Here is a 21476-nt window from a genome sequence, read left to right as displayed (position 1 = left end):
CTACAGTAGCGAAATCCTTTTGGCTTGCGGTTCATGAGCAGTATAGACCGAGTTTCCAAAAGACTGGAGTGTATGGAGGGACTACCATTGTTCGTAGCAAGCCACTGCGCTCCAAATTAATATTAGCTCCCAAACTTTTACGCTTGATTCATTTTCAGCATGGCTAACATGCTTTTGCTTTCTATGTAGTGGATTGGGCTTAATATGCAATGAACAGAATGGCAAAGCAGAACATTTAGTCAATCTATTTGAAGGTTTATACGGTTTTATTTTTATGCCTTTTTAATCGTACAGATTTTAATAAAAAATGTTCTAAAAAAAAACAAAAAACTGAGTATACAGATCATTTCCCTGTGTCTTTAAGATAATCCAGCCTTCCAACTCTATAATAAAGTTGCTCTGGTTGTTGGAGGGCAAATACCAAATATTAAATACAGAAATTATGGATATTTTTTACAAAAAATTATGGCAGGTAAGTGCAGTGCACTTATTTCTACTGCTGTTTTTTTGTTGCACCACTGCTTTTGCACAAACGCAGGTAGTGACAGGGAAAGTTGTGGATGCGGCAACAGGCGACCCTATTCCGGGTGCTACGGTTAAAGTGGTCAGCTCTAATATAGGCGTTTCGGCCGATGGTAATGGTAGCTTCACTTTTAATGTACCTGCAGGAGCTTCAATACAGTTTACTAGCATTGGTTATAAAAATGTAGTTTTGAAGGCGGAAACAGGCAGGCCGATGTTAGTCAAATTAATTTCCAATACAGCGCTTGATGACGTTGTGGTAGTAGCATATGGTACTCAGAAAAAAGCAACGGTTACCGGTGCAATTTCTACCATCAACTCAAAAACATTTCAGGATCGTGGACCTACCAATAATCCAATTGCCAATATCCAGGGACAGGTTCCAGGGGTTGTGGTAACCAGAACCTCTGCACAGCCAGGAAGGGAAAACTGGAATTTTCAGATCAGAGGAGCAACATCTATTAATAATCAGGATCCATTGATCATCCTCGATGGGGTAGCATTGAACAATAACAATGCATTAAATTCAATTAATCCAGATGATATTGATAATGTATCAATTTTAAAGGATGCGGCAGCATCAATATATGGTGCAAGGGCAGCTTACGGTGTTGTGCTGATTACGACGAAAAAAGGCAAGAGCGGACAGTTCGTTGTACAGTATAGCCCGACAGTTTCGCGTAAACTGATTGGTCTTCAGCCTGAAATGGCAAATATGGAGCAGTGGGCAAAAGGTTTAATTGAGGCCAAAATTAACGATAATTATGGTGTTATACCTGCAACAGATTTGTGGTATCAAATGGCCAATTTTGCGATTGCGAACAACGGCAATGTGATTTTGGCTTCGCAGATTCCCGGTTATAATGGATCGGCTATCACTCCCGGACTTTTTTATAACGGACTGCCCGTGCCTACTTTTGGTGATGTAAGAGAACTTAATTTTACCGATACCAGAATGTCGGAAATTCTTTGGGGCGCAGCCACTTCAACTCAGCATAATTTGAGCCTGGCAGGAGGAAATGAAAAAAATACCTTTCGGGCATCGCTGGGCTATCTTAACGACGGCAGTCAGCTCCAGTTTGGAAATAACGGAAACCAACGTTATAACCTTAGGTTGAACAATGGCTTCAGATTCAATGAAAAAGTTCAGTTGGAAACCAATGTCTCACTTGAACAGAATAATATTCAACAGCCAACATTATATACTACAGGTCCATACAGCGCACTTGGAAATGGTTTTCAGCCCGGAATCCCTGCATTTACGCAATCTGGCAGGCCTTACCAATGGGGTGGCGTCATCAGTCCACCGGGATCATTAAGGGATGGTGGTGATAATCTGGAAAATAATACCAGGATTTTATTGAATTCTACAATAAATTATAAACCTGTAAAACACCTTACCTTTTCAGGTACTGCAGGATATAACATGTGGTATCAGGATAATAAAGTACAGGCAAAAGCGGTGCAGTTCTATTCATATGATGACCGTTACCTGATCTCAACTACACCGAGTAGAGGTACGGCTGGTAATGCTACCGGAAATGCCAATTATTTTAGGCAGACGGTTAACGATAAATATTATAACCTCATCGGTAGGGTTGCCTATGAAAATACATTTGCGAAACACCATAATGTAACTGTCCTTGCGGGCGGATCATATGAAAGGGATGAATATAACATGTTCAATACCCGCACCTATAACCTGGGTAGCGACGACATCCCTTCGTTGAACCTTGGTCTGAGTAACGGAACTGCGGGTTTTGTTACCAACGATGAGGCCAGGAACCATTATGCCATTGGTTCGTACTTTGCCAAAGGTACTTATGATTATGATGGTAAATATCTTTTCGAAGGCAGTGTAAGGTATGATGGTTCGTCTAAATTTATCGATGATAAACGCTGGAAAACTTTTTACAGTGCCCAAGTGGGTTATAGGCTCTCAGAAGAGGCTTTTATTAAGAAATTGGATGTGTTTTCTGATCTTAAAATCAGGGCATCGTATGGTACAGCAGGTAACCAAGGAGGTATCGGGTTATATGACTACCTTCAATCATTAAATGTAGGAAGCAGTGGTGTACTATTGGGCCCGAACATTGCAACCGCAACAACCACTACAGGAAACCTGGTTTCCCTTAATAGGACATGGGAGACGGTTGTAAACAAAAACCTTGGTCTTGATTTTGGACTTTTAAGAGGAAAATTGACAGGGACTTTCGAACTTTTCGAAAAACGCAACAAGAATATGCTTATCAGCATAACCTACCCCGGAACGCTTGGAATCGGTGCACCACAGTCAAACAACGGGGAGCTAAAAACATGGGGATGGGAGGGGATCGTGACCTGGAGGGATAAGATCGGAAGCGTAAATTATTCTGTTTCTGCTAACATTACCGATAGCCAGAACAAGATTATTTACCTAAACGGAACTCCACTGATCAATGCTGGATACAATGGGGCAGTAGAAGGCTATTCACTTGGATCTTATTTTGGCCTCCAATATGCAGGCCGCCTTCAAACACAGGCAGAGGTTGATGCCTATAATAAATTTTATGCTCCAGGAGGGGTTGTAAACGGGATAGGTATTCCGATTGCAAGTCCATTGACCAACCTTCCGGGACAATTATCCGGCCTTCGGCCTGGAGACAATTCGTTTGCAGATGTAAACGGAGATGGAAAACTGACAAATGGTACATCTACATCTGATATGGGTGACTTTGTTTACCTGGGAAGTGATATCCCACGGTATACATTCGGTTTAAACCTGAGTATGCAATGGAAAGGTTTTGATCTGACAACCATTTTTCAGGGAGTTGGAAAACGCGCTATTTTCAGGTCAAATGGAAGTGCGAATAACTGGCGGATACCCTATCAGTCACTTAGCCAGGCTCAGGTTACTGCCTGGATAGGAAATACCTGGTCGCCTGAAAACACTGGTGCTTATTATCCGAATCTTCATGCCAATACGACCCTTAATACCTACAATTATCAGGCATCAACCTGGTCGGTTGAGAATGGAGCTTACCTACGCCTGAAAAATGTTGTAGTGGGGTATACCCTTCCAAAAGCGCTAATGGCCAAATCACATCTTTTTAGCGGCCTTAGACTTTATGCTTCTGGAAGTGATCTGTGGGAAGTTAGCGGAATCAAGGACGGTTGGGATCCGGAAGTTACCAGGACTACCTCAGGCAATGAGCGTTACCCTTTTTACCGTTATTTAACTTTTGGTGCCAACCTTACTTTTTAATAAAAAGGTCATGAAAAACATAACATATAAAACAGTATTCTCCCTGGCGATGATTTTCCTGATGGCTGCATCGGGATGTAAAAAATCATTGGATCTCCTTCCTCAGGACCAGCTTTCAGAGGTTGCATATTTTAAGAATGCAAATGATTTTAAAACTTTTGCCAACCAATATTATGGTTATCTGAGAAATTTTAATAATTCCTTTGCCGATAACCCCCATTATGATGGCAGGGCTGATGTATTTGGTGGCGGTGGTGCCTTTGGCTCGGGTACAAACACCGTTCCCGTTACAGATGGAAATTGGAATAGCAATTATACCCGGATTAGGGCCTGCAATTTTTTGCTTGAAAAAGCGGCAGCTTTTGCAGATAAAGCGAGTATCGCACAATATATTGCAGAGGCAAAATTTTTCAGGGCATACGCCTATTTCGACTTATTACAGCTGTATGGTGGCGTTCCTCTTATTACAAAAACTTTGGATCTGGAATCGCCAGAGCTTTATGGTGCAAGAGCGGCTAGAGAAGCAATAGCAGATCAAATTATTGCTGATCTGGAGGCAGCCATCCCTGATCTTCCGGCATCAATTACGTCAACATCGACCGATTTCGGACGGGTAAGCAAGACTGCTGCACAGGCTTTTTTAGGCCGGGTTGCGCTTTATGAAGGAACCTGGCTTAAATTTAGGAATGGTGATGCCACCAGATTTAACAACCTCCTTGATAAATCTGCAGCTGCCTCCAATGCGGTAATCTTAAGTAACCAGTTTGCATTGTTCGGCACAGCAGCATCTAATGCCTTAGGCGGAAATAGTACCGTTCTAGGAGATTCAGCACAGAAATACCTGTTTATCCTCGAAAATCCAAAATCCAATCCGGCTGGAGTAAACAAGTCGGCCAACCACGAATATATCCTTTCTTATCGATACGATGATGTGATAAAAACAATTAATACTAACATCAGCAGGCAGGGAACCCAGATTGGCCCTCAGCAGAAATTTGTAAATGCTTTTCTTTGCCAGGATGGCTTACCTATCGAAAAATCTCCTCTTTTCCAAGGTTTTCAAACTTATGGTTCGCAGTTTGCCAACAGAGACAATAGGTTAAAGTATACCATGAGAGTATTAAACGGTTATTATTGGTATGGTAACGCCAACTTTAGGGTAACCTGGTTGAACGATGCTGCCGATAATGCCAACTCTACAGGTAAGGTGGTCCAGATCGGAGGTTATACTAACCAGAAATGGGTTTCTGAACGCAACGTGCCAGATACAAAAGAATCTGAAGATTATCCAGTGCTCAGGTATGCTGAAGTTTTATTGAACTATGCCGAGGCAGTATACGAAAGAAACGGGGCCATTAGCGATGCCGATCTGGACAAATCTCTAAATCTTGTACGCCTGCGTGCCAACAAGACAATGCCTAAACTGTCGAACGCGTTTGCGGCTACAAATGGACTTGATTTGCGTACTGAAATCAGAAGGGAACGTTTTACCGAGCTTTACTACGAAAACTTCAGGTTCGATGATATTAAGAGATGGCATAGCGCAGGTACCGATTTGGTGACCAATGTTGGTGGATCGGCTTATGGAAATGCCGCTGGATTTGTTAGTCCATGGCCTGTTTCTATTAGATTTACCGGAACCCAGGCACAATTAGGGCCAAATCAGTTAGCAACTGTGCCAACAAATGCTAAAGACGCCAATGGAAATTTGATTTTAGATAATACAGCCCGTACCTTTTCCGAAAGACATTATTTATATCCCATTCCTACACAGCAGTTAACCTTAAATCCAGCCCTGATCCAAAATCCTGGGTGGTAGTTTTTTAGATTTTAGTTCTTTATCGACCCGGTTGCCGAATGGTGGCCGGGTTTTATGCTTTAAAATTTTTGAAAAGGCCAGGTTTTATCAATATACCAATAGCTTATTCGACCTGATTACCGCCCAATGTGTTAAATTAAGCACCGCGGTCGTCAGTCTGAGCATAGTCGAAGACTTCTTGAGATTGATCTAACGCAAATAAATGCCCTTCGACTACGCTACCATTGACAGACCCAATATAAGAATCGTCATTTCGACTGGAGCCAATCGGTTTTTCACCGGTGGCGGAACGGAGAAATCGACAGAGTATGAATTAAGCTTAAATATGTCCCTATTATAATAATGTTTCATTATTTTAGTAACCAACAATTGCAAAACTGTGCGAAGAATACTGCTGATTTTTCTTTTTCTGTATGCCGGTCTGAGTGTCGCTTCACAGCGAGATTCGCTCAGTGTACGTCATCTGGAAATAGAAGATGGGCTGTCCAATAATTATGTCCGTTGTGTTTATCAGGACAGAAAAGGGTTTTTCTGGTTTGGGAGTAGGGATGGCCTCAACCGTTATGATGGATATGGATTCAAGGTTTTCAGGAATGAGATCGGTAATAAAACTTCCCTTATCCACAATATTATACATGCAATTAACAGTGATACAGATAATAACATATGGATCGGTACCAGGCAGGGGTTAAGTATCTATAATGATAAAAAAGGCATTTTTACAGAAGGCTCATGGCATGACCCTATAAAAGGGACAGATTTAGCGATTACAAAAGTAATCAGAGACCTTGTACCCGGCATAAACAATACCATGCTCGTCGCAACCGAAGGAATCGGGCTGCTGAGGTTCAACAAAGGGAAAACCATAGGTGAGCAGATTCCCCTTTTGATAAATGGCAGGCGCACTTTTTCCTATGGTGTGCAATCCGTCAGGCTGGATGATAAGGGAAGAGAGTGGGTGTTTGTACAAAATCTCGGACTTTATTATTTTGATCCCAAAGCTCGGGCACTGGTATTGGCTAGCGCTGATGTTGTTCTTGCGCTCTCTCTGGGAATAAGTGCTGGGCAGGTGTATATCGGCACTTATAACGGTCTGTATCGCTATGATCCTGTCATAAAGAAAAATACGGCCGTTACCGCCAGCGGAATTGGAGGCAAGTCAATTCTTGCTATCACCCCCGACAGTCATAACATTCTTTATCTGGGAACAAATGGAGATGGCGTGTTCCGCTATGATCCGGCAAGTGGGGGCATGCAGTTATTGGGCAATGAAATCGATAAAGGTCTGAGCGGTGAACAGATCTACTCCATATTTATCGATAAAAAGGATAGAAAATGGATCGGAACTTATTCAGGAGGGGTAACCATTCTTGATCCGGTAAAAAAAATATTCCAGACATGGGTACACAATCCGCAGGGAAATTCTATCCCCGGAAACTCAATATCATCGTTTTTAGCTCCAAAAGATGGGAAACTTTATATCGGTACCGATGGTACCGGGCTTAGCATCTGGGATAGGAAGTTAAATCAATTCACCAATTATAAGCACGCTGCAGACCCTAACACTATATCCAGTAATTTTATTTCATCGATGGTATCTGACAGCCATGGGGATATCTGGATCGGAACCTTTACAGAAGGTGCCAACCGTTTCGATCCAAGGACAAGGAAATTTACCAGGTATAAGATCATAGATCCGCAGACCGGGGTAGAAAGCAAGGTCGCTTTCACGGTATTTGAGGATCGGGACTATGACATCTGGGCAGGAACACTCAGACGTGGAAGTCTTCTTGGAGGGCTTTATCGCTTTAACCACCGTTTGGATAAGTTTGAACTTTTCGATCAGAAGCTGGGTGATCTGTTTGCAATGATGCAGGCCAGGGATGGCCGGATTTGGGCGGGTAATCTTGATCAGTTGATCCGGGTTGATAAAAAGGGAAAGAAACATAGATTTTATAATCTTGGCTACACCGTTCGGGTGATATTTGAGGACAAAAAAGGGCTGCTCTGGATAGGGACAGAAGGTGGGGGACTCATCATTTTTGATCCTTTCAAAAGCAAAGTGGTGTCGAGGTTGACTACTGCCAATGGCCTTTGCAATAATTCGGTACTGAGCCTGATTCCTGATAACCAGGGAAATCTCTGGATGAGTACCTATTTTGGAGTATCGTGCTATAACCTTGATAAAGGTACCTTCAGAAGTTTTTATCAGAGTGACGGCCTGCAGAGTAACCAGTTTCAGATCAATGCAGGAATCAAACTTGGTACCGGCGAAATCGTTTTTGGAGGCATAAAAGGGTTTAGTCTTTTCGATCCACGGGAAATTATTCCGCACAGCCAGATGCCGAGTCTGTTCCTTACCGGAATAACCATTAACAATACGCCACTGGAAGAGAACCTGAAACTAATTGTGGATGAAGACAATATTGCCATCCGGGAAATAGAAGTGCCTTATGATCAGGCTGTATTTACCTTTTCGTTTACGGCACTTGAATTTTCATCCCCCGAAAAGATTTCCTATAAATATTTTATGGATGGCTGGGATAGGGGCTGGACAAATTCGGGAAAGGACAGAAAAGCAACTTATACGCATATTTCTGAAGGAAGTTATATATTTCGGGTCAAGAGTACCAATACGGAAGGGATGTGGGGAAGCAACGAAATTACCCTGAAGATCAGAATTCTTCCACCATGGTACAGAACTTGGTGGGCCTACCTGGGATATATCGCCATTATCTCCTCGGTTATCTATGTATATCTTCGATATCGGTCGGCACAGACCCGTTTAAAATATGAAGTTCAGATCGTAAGTCTTGAATCCCAACGGAAAAAAGCTGAATATGATACGCAGGTAGCCCTCCATAATATGGAACGTTTGGCGCATGACAAAGAGAGACTGATCAATGAGCAGGAAAAAGCACTTGCCGAAAAGCGTATGTCGTTCTTTACCAATATTTCGCATGAGTTCCGTTCTCCGCTTTCCCTGATCATTAATCCAATTAATGACTTGATCAAAAACAGTAGTGTGGAAGGTAAGGAAAATGCGGAGCTCAGCATGATCCAGCGAAATGCCAAAAGGATGCTGTCGCTGGTAGATCAGCTGCTGCTCTTCAGAAAAGCAGAAGAAGGTTTTGAGCACATTAAAGCTGCTAAACTTGATCTTGAAAAACTATCCAAAGAGGTTTTTTATTGCTTTGTTCAACAGGCCTCGGCCAAGGAGATCGATTATAGGTTTGAAAGTGTTGCTGTTGATAAAGAAGTTTATGCCGATAGGATAAAGATCGAAATCGTACTGTTTAACCTGATTTCCAATGCATTGAAATATACGCCAAAGGGAGGAGAAATAGTGGTAAGCCTAACCGAAGACGATAAAAGTCTTTTAATCGCCGTCCAGGATTCTGGTCCCGGTATTCCTGATGCCGCTGGGGAAAAGATTTTTGACCGTTTTTATCAGGCAGAACGAAAAGACGGGAATCATAAAGCCGGATTTGGGATCGGGCTCTATCTGGCAAGACAGTTTATGGAAGCGCATTCTGGCAATATTTCTTATCAAAACAGGGCCGAAGGTGGATGTGTGTTCAATATCTGTCTTCTAAAGGGGAAAGAACATCTTGTTAGCCAGGTCATTGAAGAAGAACAGGAAGGGTCAGAAGCGCTTTTTAATGAAATGTATGCTACCGCACTTCCTGAATCTGCAGAGCAAAATAATATCAGTCTGGATATAAACCTGGTTAGTGATAGGCAGTCTATTCTGGTTGTTGATGATGAAAGGGATATCCGCCAGTATATTTCCAGTCTTTTCTCCGGCATTTACACCGTTTACCAGGCAGAAAATGGTGAACAGGGACTTCAGCTCGCGGCGGAAAAACTTCCAGACCTGATCATTACAGATTTCAAAATGCAAGGGATAGATGGGATAGAATTCTGTCAGATGATCAAATCCAATCCTACGCTTTCCTATATCCCCGTCATTCTATTAACGGCAAGTTCATCTCAGGAAGTGAAGCTGAAAAGTGTACATGGTGGTGCTGATGACTATATTAACAAACCCTTCGAACGCGAATACCTGATTGCCAGGGTAGCCAATCTGCTGCGTAACAGGAATAATCTCCAAAACTATTTCTATAACGAAATTACCCTTCAAAGTAATGCCGTGGTGGTATCAGAAGAATACAAGAAATTTTTGGATACCTGCATCTTAGTTGTTGAAAATCACCTTACCGATTCTGACTTTGGCATAAAGGCGCTTGCCGATGAGATAGGAATGAGCCACTCTAATTTGTATAAGCGCGTGAAAAGCATTTCAGGACAATCGGTGAATTCCTTCATCCGCTTCATCCGTTTGAGGAAGGCTGCAGAACTGATGATCAATTCAGACCATAATGTAACCGAAGTAGCTTTCCGTTCGGGATTTAATGATGCCAAATATTTTGGTAAACAGTTCTCAAAACTTTTTGGCGCAACCCCCTCAGCGTTTATCAGAAAACACCGGAAGACTTTCAATAAAAGGTATAAAATGAAATAGATATGTTTCATCATGCTGCCGATTTTAAGGGTAAAATGGCTTTTTAGGTATTGCTAAAGCGGTTTGGCGAAAATACACTCCTATTTTACGAATTTATACCCGTCATTTTTTTTAGCTCGTGCCATCTTCGTATCAACCAAATATTGATATGTTATGATGACTGAGAAATTGATTGCACTATGGGAAGGTACACTGAGGGGAAATGAGCGCGATTATGCACAACTGCATGCAAAACTTTATCCAAAGCTTTTCGTTTTTACCACCAGAATGTTAGATGATGATGATCTGGTAAATGATCTTTTACAGGACCTTTTTATTAAGTTCTGGGAGAACAGAGAAAAAATCGGAACGATCAGGAATGTGGAAGCCTACTTTTATAGATCTGCCAGGTCGATCGTACTTAACCATATCCGTCTCACCAAACATCGCGAAAATAAGTTGACCTTAATGCCCGCACCAAGTTTAGTATTTTCTGCAGAGGAGATTATGGTATCTAATGAATCAGATTCCCTGATGAAGCAACAGATGGTAACGGCGCTCAATTCGCTTCCTGCCAAACAGCGGGAAATACTTACCATGCGTTTCTATGATGAGCTTAGCTATCCACAGATTGCTGATATTCTTAAGATCCGTTATCAGTCAGTAATAAACCATGTTTACCGTGCGGTACAAACGCTTCGGCAGGTCTCAGACCTTTCATCCGTTTATGCAGCTTAACCAACCAATAGCCCAATGTGATTAAGTTAAGGAGAAAACAAAAAAGTATTGTCATCCTGAGCCTGTCGAAGGACAAATATTTTTTTGTTTTCGACTAGTAAAGGTCTTCGACAGGCTCAGACTGACAACGTATATGCTTAACTTAATAATATTGACCAATAACATACTTCTGGGACATCTATATTTCAGGATAGTTAGAAACCTGTTCCGATGGTATGAGACTGCTCTATTAAAAAAATGAAACTATATAAAATGAGAATGAACCATAGAGGCAAATGTCTGTTCAGATTTGCCATTTTCCTGTTTGCATTGTTATACACAGCAACAGGTATGGCACAACAGCGAAAATCAATCCTTCCCGGCGAACTTTGGCCAGATGATAAAGGAAACCATATCCAGGCACATGGGGGAGGGATTACTAAAGTGAAGGATACCTATTATTGGTATGGAGAAGAACGCCGCCAGGGACTTGATTCCAATTACAGGTATGTGAGCTGCTATTCGTCAAAAGATCTGATGAACTGGAAATTCAGGGGAGATGTATTTAAAATGACCGATCCTGACAGCTTAGGGAAAAAATGGGTATTGGAGCGCCCAAAGGTTTACCATAACATCAAAACCGGAAAATACATCATGTATATGCATATCGATGGGCAGGTAAAGGGCCAGAAAGGTAATTATAGCTATGCGCGGGTAGGTGTGGCAATTGGTGATTCTCCAACAGGACCTTACAAGTTTATTCGTACTTTCCGCCCCTTGGGTCAGGAAAGCCGTGATATAGGCCAGTTTATAGATGACGACGGATCTGCTTATCTTATTTTTGAAGACAGACCAGTTAAAGGCTTCCACATTGCGAAGCTTTCTGAGGATTACCTGAATGTTGAAAAAGATATCTGTGTCATTAAAGCACCGCTGGAAGGCGGAGCGGTGGTAAAATATAATGGACTTTATTATGCGATTGGTTCGGCACTGACCAGTTGGAACCCAAACCCAAATAAGTACGCAACTGCTAAATCCCTGGAAGGGCCATGGTCCGAATTCGAAGATATTGCCCCACCTCTGACCAATACTTATGGCTCACAGTCTACCTTTATGCTTAAGGTTGTCGGTACAAAATCAACTGCTGTAATCTTTGTGGCCGACAAATGGAAACCCCGTACCCAATGGGATTCCCGATACCTTTGGATGCCCCTGGAGATCGGCGATGGCAAACTCTGGCTTCCGGAACCTAAACCATGGCGCATCAACGTGAAAACAGGAGAAACTGAGGTCATAAAATAATTTAATCCCAAACAATGAAAAAAATACAGTGTCTTTATTTGATAGTTTATTTTCTGTTTTTTTTAAGTTCCATTTCATCCGCACAGCAGAAGTTTGTACATCCTGGTATCCTCTTTTCCGGCTCAGATCTACAAAGGATATATCAGGCCGCCCAGGATAAAAGTTCAGTCGGTTATACATCGTTTGAACTATTAAGGAATAACCCACTGGCCAGCGCAGACTATAAGATGAAAGGGCCGTTCAGGGTAATATCCAGGGATGGGGAGTTCGGGAATACCAAGAGCCTGATGGAAGCAGACTTCAGCTCGGCCTATCTTAACAGCCTCATGTGGGTAGCTACCCGTGATCAAAAACATGCTGAAAAAGCTATTACAATATTGCTAGGTTATGCAGATTCCCTGCAGCGCATTCCAGCTACCAACGATGCACCATTATTGGTCGGATTGGAAGGAACCAAGATTATCAATGCCTTGGAAATCCTGAAACACGATTTTAAAAGGGCTGATCCCAGAACGCTTGAGCGGATAGCCCGTATGGTAACAGGGATTTTTTTGACAGTCTGTGAGCAGTTTTATGCAAGCCCTGCTTATACAAATGGCAATTGGGGACCCATAGTGACAAAATTCTACCTCTCGGCCGCAATCTATCTTGATGATCAGAAAATGTACGATAAAGCTGTACGTTTTTATCTCCATGCTAACGATAACGGAACCATAGTCAACTATGTGGATGCGGAAACCGGACAGATCCAGGAAAGTGGTAGAGACCAGGGGCATTCCCAGTTAGGGATCGGGGCAATGGCCACTATCTGCGAGATTGCATGGAAACAAGGCGATAACCTTTATGGTGCGCTTGATAACCGGCTGTTAAAAGGATTTGAATATACCGCCAGCTATAATCTCGGCAACGAGGTTCCGTTTAAAAAATGGAAAGATATTACCGGAAAGTATAGTGACTGGGAACAGATATCTGTTATGGGAAGGGGAAGATTTATCCCTATTTACCAAATGGTTTATAACCATTATGTGCGCAGAAAAGGGCTTTCAATGCCGTTTACCCAGCAGTTAATAGCAAAGATGGGGGCAGAAGGCTATGATCGGGACCAACCGGGTTTTGGTGGCTTACTTTACCTTGGCAGCAAATAAGCTTCGCTACCAATCGTCATTTTATCTGATTCCTTTTTCCGATTGCCAAGGGCAGTCAATGTCATTGAGTTAAGCACCACAGTCGTCAGTAGAAAGGTCGTTATCTCGACTGTAGCGTAGTGAAATAGAGAGATCTATACTAGTTAGATTTAGCTTCGCTGAGCATTTCCTGGTTCTCGACTATGTTGCACTCCGCTCGAAATGACGATACTTCGAGACCGTTTATCTCCTTAAAATCCTCTGTCATTCGTATTGATTTTTATGGAATAATTATCCTAGTATTGACAGGTTCCCGAAGAAAGGTCGTCATTGCGAGGCACGAAGCAATCTTACAACGATCACTAACAGCGTGCGCATTAAGATTGCTTCGTCGGCTGAAAAAGCCTTCTCGCAATGACGATTCCTCACAGCCTACCGCAATTGCCCCAGGCAGTCGGTCTATAATGCTGTGGATCTGGGTTAGTATGCGATAATAAACGTGAAAAAGACGTTCATTTTGCTAAACTGGTTTTGTTTAATTAAGTTTGGGTAGCCAGATATAAGCAATTCACATAACCAGGATATTCTCCGACAAACAATTTTTGGATATTTAGAGTATCCCAGCGGCAACCTGGTGTCATTATTCATGAAATCCGAAAATCTTTTATCCTGTCGGATCTTTCATTTACATAAAAGAAACCCTATAACCATTGATGAATAAAATTATCATATTTCTGATTTTTCCCTTACTAATGCAATTTGCGGGGAAAGCTTTTGAACATGTCTCAGTTCCAGTTCCTCCAAAAAGCATTTATGTTTCGGTATCTGGGAGCGATAGGGCAGAGGGCTCGGCAGCAAAACCTTTAAGAACAATCAGTTATGCTGTTTCCAGGGCAATGCCTGGAGATAGGATACTTGTTTCGGCAGGAGTTTACCGTGAATCGGTGGTGTTTGAACGTGGTGGAAGTTCGGAGCGCAAAAGGATTACGCTGCAGGCCTTAAATCAGGCAAAAGTTATAATCAAAGGTTCTGAGCGGAAGACAGGCTGGGTAAAGGGTAAAGATAAACTCTGGAAATGTATGCTGGATTCTTCCCAAACCGGGATGATGCTCTTCTTTAATGACAAAAAAATGGTCAATGTATCCACCCCTCAGGAGTGCAGTAATGCACTGCGGTGGACTAAAACCCTAGAGAAAGGAAAAACGATAATATGGGCGAATTTTGGGGTATTGAATCCCAATGCCGGGCTAGCGGAAATTTCGGTCAGAAATGTCGGGATCAGTGCCAGGTCTGGTGTAGATTATCTTACCATTGAAGGGATTGCTGTCAGTCAGATTTTCAATGATTATGCCTCTATTTATGCAGAACAGCCCGGCGCAATAGATACTAAAAATGGAAAGTACTGGAATATAATAGGCTGCTCCATAAGTGAATGCCGCGCTGTAGGTATTTCTATCGGTGTGCCAGGGCATGTTTATGCAGATGCTAATCCAGGAAGGCCAGAGTTTAACGATTATACGGATCTGGCTTCGGTTGGGCATCACAAGATCAAAGGAAACCATATTTTCAACTGTGGGCAGGCAGGGATTTTTGGGTTAATTGGTGGCACTTCAAGCACCATCGAAGATAACCTGATAGAGAACATTAACCAGCATGGCGGTTATACGGGCAATGAATCTGCAGGTATCCGGCTGGCCATGGCGGTTGATGCCACCATTACGCATAACCTGATCCGTAGGGTTTATGGAAAAAACAGTTATGGTGTATTTTTAGGCCCAATTTTTCAGGGTGCCCGCTTGTCGAGAAATATTATTTCAAATAGTGGCGCCGGACTGTTTTACCTGTTTAAAAACCATGGACCTGTTTTATTTGACAACAATATACTTGCAATGGCAGATACTGCAGATAAAGATATGGCAGGTGTAAAGATGGAGGCATCAGAAGCAAATGTTTTTGTTCAGAACCTGTTCTATAACTGTAGCTTCTACAATGGCCGGCAACCCGGTAAATCAGTATCAACCTCAAATTTTTTGCCACATAGCCTGGTGATCAAACAGACTATCCCAGCACTGGATATCGACCACCGTTGGTATGGCAATCTTTTTATCGGCAAAGGTGCAGGCATAGCAAAGTCAGCAGGAAGTGAGGCAGATTTTAACCTTTATGCAGATGGGGCCCTTCCGCTAAGCTGGGCCGATCTGAATAGCTCAAAAGCCAAAAATAGTTTTTCCTTTCGCCTGGAACACAGCCAGAAAGGGGTAGAATTATTTTGGAAAAAGGAAGCACTAAAGCAAATAAAAATTCCGGCGCTAACAGCTGAATTTTTTGGTTTTTTTGCGCTGAGCAAGCAATACATAGAGTATCCTGATGGAAAAAAGATAACCATTGACAGGGATTTCCTCAATGCGGTGGGCGGGACTTTAGAAAGAACTCCCGGACCTTTTTATCAAGGGCAGGGCCTTAAACCAAGAATAAAATTATTTTAAAATATTAAGCATGCATAGTTTAAATGTTTATACCAGGTTAATCCACTACAATAAATGGATGTTAGCCTTAATCATATTCTTTTTCTATATGGTGAATGCTTACGGGCAGGTGCTAAAACTGGAAAAACCGGTCGTCTATCATCCCAAACCTTTTACCCATCCCGGCCTGTTGCATTCAGCTAATGATCTCCAGCGGATGAAAGATATGGTTACCTTGGGCAGAGAACCATGGAAGAGTGCATTTGAGAAATTCAGATCGCATCCATGGTCAAGCGCTTCCTGGGAACCTCATGCCGTCCAACATGTAGAGCGTAGCTTGCTGATCGGTGCCGGCAAAAATATCGGAAACCTGGAGAAAGATGTTTGTGCCGCTTATCAAAATGCAGTGATGTGGTCTGTTACTGGCGATGAAGCTCATGCCAAAACTGCCATAAAAATTATCAATGCCTGGTCTGAAACTTTTAAGGTGTTTGATGGGACAGATGTGGAGTTAGGGGCTGGACTAAATGTTTTTAAGATGGCGAGTGCCGCAGAGATCATGCGCGCTACCTATCCAAAATGGAAACAGGAAGACATCGAAAGATGCAAAGTTATGTTCAGGGAAGTATTTTATCCTCCGATTCAATATTTTGCGCTTTGGGCCCATGGTAACTGGGATCTTGCCTGCATGAAAGGCATGATGGCTATTGCCGTTTTTAATGATGATCATGAAATGTTCGATCGCGCGGTTGATTTTTACTACAAGGGCCCAGGAAATGGTAGCCTTTTGCATTATATCGTAAATGAAGAGGGCCAGGGGCAGGAGAGCGGACGAGATCAGCCACACAGTATGCTTGGCATCGGCCATCTGGCAGAAATGTGCGAAATTGGATGGAACCAGGGAATGGACATGTACAGTTTTTCGCAGAACAGGTTGCTCAAAGGCTTTGAGTATACGGCCCGTTATAATCTCGGTGAAGATGTGCCCTTTCAGTCTTACACCGACATCAGTGGTAGATTTCCGGCCCATAAGGTATCAACCAGTGGAAGGGGTAACCTCCGTTCGATCTTTGAACAGGTATACAACCATTATGCCTTTCGTATAAAGGGTATACCGGCAGATCAGTACCGTTACACTAAACAGGCCGCAGATAAACTTAGACCAGAAGGTGCAGGATTTAATGCCGATAATGCAGGTTTCGGAACACTTTTCTTTTCCCTGCCACAGCCGTAATAATCTAAATTAATTTGTATGAACAGAATAATTTTTATCTGCTTTACTTTTTTATTGCTGTGCCAAAACATTTTTGCTGCCGAATGGCAATGGTCTGTTCCGGTAAAGAGCAGTATTTCTTCCGAGACAGGAGAACTGCCAACAGCATTTTTATGGATCCCGCCTGATTGTAAACAGGTAAGGGGGGTAGTTATAGGGCAGCACAATATGCTCGAAGAAGGGATATTGGAACACAGTGCTTTTAGAAAAAACCTTTCTGCGCTCGGCCTTGCTGAAATCTGGATTACGCCTTCAGTGGATATGGTCTTTAATTTTAGCTCCTCGGCGGTTTTTTTCGCAACAATGAAAAACCTGGCAGAAATATCGGGTTACAGTGAACTGGCATTTGCCCCTGTTATACCTATAGGACACTCTGCTGCTGCAAGCTATCCCTGGAATTTTGCAGCTTATAATCCCGATCGGACAATTGCCGTGCTATCCATACATGGAGATGCACCATTAACCAATATGACTGGTAGCGGTAAGCCCAATCCAGACTGGGGGGGAAGGAACCTAAACGGCATCCCCGGACTTTTTGTAATGGGCGAAGATGAATGGCTTGAGGGGCGGATTACCCCGGCAATGAAATACAGAAAAGATAATCCTGATGCTCCCATTGCGTTTCTCTGTGATGCTGGTCATGGTCACTTTGACTATTCAGATGAACTGATAGCCTATCTTAATCTGTTTATCTCTAAAGCTGTAAAAAACCGGCTCCCCAAAATAACACCTTTAAATACCTTCCCGATACTTTCTGCTGTAGACCCCAAAAAAGGATGGCTGGTGGATAGATGGAGAAGAGGTAGCTTGCCAAATGGCCTTTCTGCTCCCTACAATGATTATATGGGAAACAAAGCAGAGGCCGGATGGGCATTTGATGGACAGATGGTAAAGTTAACCGAGCATCAGTATAAAGTTGCGCAGGCTAAAATAAAACGGTCAATTGGATTCACCCAGCATGGCAAACTTTTGCCTCCTGCAGGCTTTGCTGGTTTCAGGCCTGTTTTTGAGCCCTTAACGGACGGGATCACCTTTCATGTTTCTGCAATAAATACAGATACCACAACTCATGCAATTGATGTGTTTTACCGTCCTGAAGAGAAAATCGTGATCTCCAGGGTCTGCGGCCCGGTCAGGAAAATCAATGACTCTACATTTCAGGTATCTTTTTACCGAATGGGATTCAACAACACCAAGCGGAGCAACGATATCTGGTTAATGGCCAGTCAGAAAGGAGATACTAAATATCGCTCTTCAGTACAGCAGGCAAATATGAAGATCCCACTTTCCAATGTGAAAGGGGCTCAACAGAAAATTATTTTTCCGGAGATCCCCGACCAGAGAAGGTTTGTAAAGTCCCTGAAACTAATTGGCTATTCTGATGCCGGACTGCCCTTACAGTATTTCGTAAAGGAAGGGCCTGCAGAAATCGTAGATGGCATACTTTATTTTGCAACGATCCCGCCCAAGAGCAGGTTGCCGATAAAGGTTACCCTGGTGGCATGGCAATATGGGTATAACACTCCGGCGCGCCAGATCCAATCGGCTGTTCCGATGCAAAGGACATTTTCAATAACCAACTGATCGGTCACTTCAATCCAATTCCGGTAATGATAAAAAAGATCTCCATTGGCGATATAGCTACTGCCCTGAATATTTCAAAGTCAACGATTTCCTTCATTATCAATGGCAAAGGCAAAGAGAAACGCATAAGTTCGGCTTTAACCGAAAAAGTACTGCAGTACATTGATGAAAACGGATATAAACCAAGCCGCCTGGCCCAGAGCCTGAGTACTGGTAAAACAATGATTATTGGCCTGATGATAGAAAAGATCTCCGATTATTTTTTTGCCCAGATGGCCTATCATATTGAGGAAATTGCCTACCAAAACGGATATAAAATTTTCTACTGTAGTACCGATAATGATCCGGATAAGACCAGGGAACTTATCCAGCTTTTCAGAGACCGCAATGTAGATGGTTACATCATAACTCCTCCGGCCGGGATGGAAAAAGAAATACAGTCCCTTCTTGATGAGGGATCTCCGGTTGTATTGTTCGATAGGTATTATCCGGATATTGAATCAAGCTATGTGATTCTTGATAATTTCAAAGCCAGTTATAATGCTTCGAAATACTTGGCAGACAATGCTTTTGCCCATATTGCATTCATTACACTGGATAGTAACCAGAGCCAGATGGAAGATAGGAAACAGGGTTACGCTAAAGCAATGGCTGAACACGGGCTGGAGGTTATTATAGAAAAAATACCTTATGGAAATGATCCTGCCCAAACGGTTAAGCAACTTGTTCGGTTTCTCAGGCAGAACAAAAGAGTCGACGCTGTTTATTTCGCTACCAATTACCTGGCTTTTAGTGGCGTGAAGGCTATTAACCAGCTTGGATATAAGATCCCAGGTACAATGGCTATTATCGCATTTGATGACCATCAGGTTTTTGATTTTTATGAACCTACCATAACTGCAGTCGCTCAGCCTATATCTGAACTCGCAGGGCAGTCGATCAGGGTACTGCTCAGCTTGCTCAACAAACCTTTGGAAGAGAGAGCTGTCCAAAAGGTGATCGTTCCTGCCCATTTCATTATCAGGGATTCAACGGCCAGACTGTTATAAAATGTGATGAAAATCTCTGGTAAATAATAGGTATAGAAAGCAGCGTGGTGTGTCTTATGATGGAAACAGGGCAGAATTTTACGGTTTGGGTCATCAAGGCCATAAATACGTGTTTTGCCATCATCAAGGCAGGGTATTATCCGGCCCGATTTCATCATACAGCCATTTTATGAATATTTTATTTAACATCACAAGATGTTTTGTTGCCCTAATAAAAGATCATGTAAAAAATTATAGGCCTACTAATGAATAATTTTCCCATTTCAAAAAAAAGTATATAGAACGATATTAGAACTTAAAATGATAAAAAATATACTGCTGATAGTTTGTTTGGTTACAACCGCTGTTTCGAATGCTCAAATAAAAAAGCAAAGCATATTAAAAAGTAAGCAACTTTATGGCGCTTATCTGTTCGTGTATTTCACTGGAAAAGGAAAAGATCAGGAAGCCATTCGTTTCGCTATCAGTAAAGATGGCTACAGCTACTATGCGATGAACAATGGCAAACCCATTTTACCTTCTAAAAAAATAAGCTCTACCGGGGGAGTCCGTGACCCGCATATTCTGCGCGGCCAAGATGGTAAGACCTTTTATATGGTTGCCACAGACATGGTTGTTGCTAGTGGCTGGAATTCAAACCGAGCAATGGTTCTGCTAAAGTCGAACGATCTAATCAACTGGAGTTCCACTGTTATAAATATAAAAAACAGGTTTCCGGGTCAGGATAGCTTGTTGCGGGTATGGGCGCCGCAAACCATTTACAATGAAAAGGCCGGCAAGTACATGGTTTATTGGTCCATGAAATATGGCAAGGGGCCGGATAAAATTTATTATGCTTATGCCAACAAGGATTTTACAGACCTTGAGACAGTGCCGAAACAACTACTCTTCATGCCTGGCAACGGTGCGGCAATAGATGGCGACATTCTTCAGAAAGAGGGTAAGAGTTACCTCTTTTTTAAAACTGAGAATAGTAAGATTGCTGGCATCAAGGTAGCCATGTCAAATTCTCTAATTGGACCCTATCAAATAGCTGATAATTATCTGCAGCAAACGACAGACCCAGTTGAAGGAGTCGGTACATTTAAGCTGAACGACGGTACCGGCTATATTTTGATGTATGACGTTTATACCAAAGGACGTTACCAGTTTACCAAGAGCAAGGACCTGCGCAATTTCACAATGATAGATGATGCAGTATTTATGAACTTTCACCCCCGCCATGGAACCGTAATGCCCATTACGGTTGCAGAAGCTGAAAGGCTTTTGGCAAAATGGTTTTCAACGGACGACCTTGCCCGAACGGCGTCAAACCGAGCCATAAAAAAATTGGACATAAGCCTTGATACGGCAAACAAAATATTGACATTGCCGTTAAGCCCAGGTACCGACCTTTCTAAATTCAACCCTGGCCTTACACAGTTTCCCGGGGTAGATATCTCACCGAAAGGCCTGCTGGATTTCACAAAGGGTGCGATGAACTATAAATTACAGATAGGTGGGGGCAAACCAATTACATACCGGATTCAGGTCGTGATTAACAACGAGCCGTCATTCGGCGGTGAGGATTCCGGTCCAGGGATGTTATTTTCTCACAAGACAGATAAGTACTACATAAACCCGACAATCGATGGGTTCAGCGACTGGTCGGGCAACTACCTTAAAACATTTTCTTTGTCCAATTTGATACATTGGAAAGATAAAGGCATCATCCTCGATCTGTTTAAGGATGCCTCATCGGCCAAAACTAATGCATGGGCGCCAACAATAACTAGGAAAAAATAAATGAGAAGATATAAAATACCTCTATTATCTCTTGGGTGCCCCAAAAAATCGACGGTGCAGTTACAGATGACCTGGCAGGTCCATTTGT

11 protein-coding genes are annotated in these 21476 nt (G+C 42.5%); all 11 read left to right on the top strand.

All coding sequences use genetic code 11. From position 1 onward, the window contains the following. The first annotated feature begins 442 nt into the window (after positions 1-442). Positions 443-3766: a SusC/RagA family TonB-linked outer membrane protein gene (locus tag J7E57_RS07325; protein ID WP_215126574.1), complete on the top strand. Its 3324-nt coding sequence runs from the start codon at positions 443-445 to the stop codon at positions 3764-3766. 10 nt (positions 3767-3776) lie between these two features. Next, positions 3777-5585, top strand: coding sequence for a RagB/SusD family nutrient uptake outer membrane protein (locus tag J7E57_RS07320; protein ID WP_215126572.1), 1809 nt, complete (start codon positions 3777-3779; stop codon positions 5583-5585). Between the two features lie 379 nt (positions 5586-5964). Then, entirely contained in the window at positions 5965-10110 is a 4146-nt protein-coding gene (locus J7E57_RS07315; protein ID WP_215126569.1) for a two-component regulator propeller domain-containing protein, read from the top strand. 153 nt (positions 10111-10263) lie between these two features. Continuing rightward, a complete protein-coding gene (locus tag J7E57_RS07310) occupies positions 10264-10827 on the top strand; it encodes an RNA polymerase sigma factor (protein ID WP_215126567.1) in 564 nt (187 codons plus the stop codon). 237 nt (positions 10828-11064) lie between these two features. Beyond that, complete coding sequence (locus tag J7E57_RS07305; RefSeq protein WP_215126565.1) at positions 11065-12108, top strand: family 43 glycosylhydrolase; 1044 nt, start codon at positions 11065-11067, stop codon at positions 12106-12108. Positions 12109-12122: 14 nt separating this feature from the next. Then, positions 12123-13253 (top strand): alginate lyase family protein, encoded by a 1131-nt coding sequence (locus tag J7E57_RS07300; RefSeq protein ID WP_215126563.1) that lies wholly within the window; start codon positions 12123-12125, stop codon positions 13251-13253. 692 nt (positions 13254-13945) lie between these two features. After that, positions 13946-15718, top strand: coding sequence for a right-handed parallel beta-helix repeat-containing protein (locus J7E57_RS07295; RefSeq protein WP_215126561.1), 1773 nt, complete (start codon positions 13946-13948; stop codon positions 15716-15718). Between the two features lie 10 nt (positions 15719-15728). Then, positions 15729-16931: an alginate lyase family protein gene (locus J7E57_RS07290; protein WP_215126559.1), complete on the top strand. Its 1203-nt coding sequence runs from the start codon at positions 15729-15731 to the stop codon at positions 16929-16931. 18 nt (positions 16932-16949) lie between these two features. Then, complete coding sequence (locus J7E57_RS07285; protein WP_215126557.1) at positions 16950-18554, top strand: hypothetical protein; 1605 nt, start codon at positions 16950-16952, stop codon at positions 18552-18554. A gap of 26 nt (positions 18555-18580) precedes the next feature. Beyond that, complete coding sequence (locus tag J7E57_RS07280) at positions 18581-19603, top strand: LacI family DNA-binding transcriptional regulator (RefSeq protein ID WP_215126555.1); 1023 nt, start codon at positions 18581-18583, stop codon at positions 19601-19603. Between the two features lie 300 nt (positions 19604-19903). After that, a complete protein-coding gene (locus J7E57_RS07275; protein WP_215126553.1) occupies positions 19904-21388 on the top strand; it encodes a family 43 glycosylhydrolase in 1485 nt (494 codons plus the stop codon). Positions 21389-21476 lie beyond the last annotated feature (88 nt).

It is taken from the genome of Pedobacter sp. ISL-64 (assembly GCF_018613605.1).
Taxonomy (GTDB): Bacteria; Bacteroidota; Bacteroidia; order Sphingobacteriales; family Sphingobacteriaceae; genus Pedobacter.
This window is presented reverse-complemented; position numbering and strand designations above follow the sequence as displayed.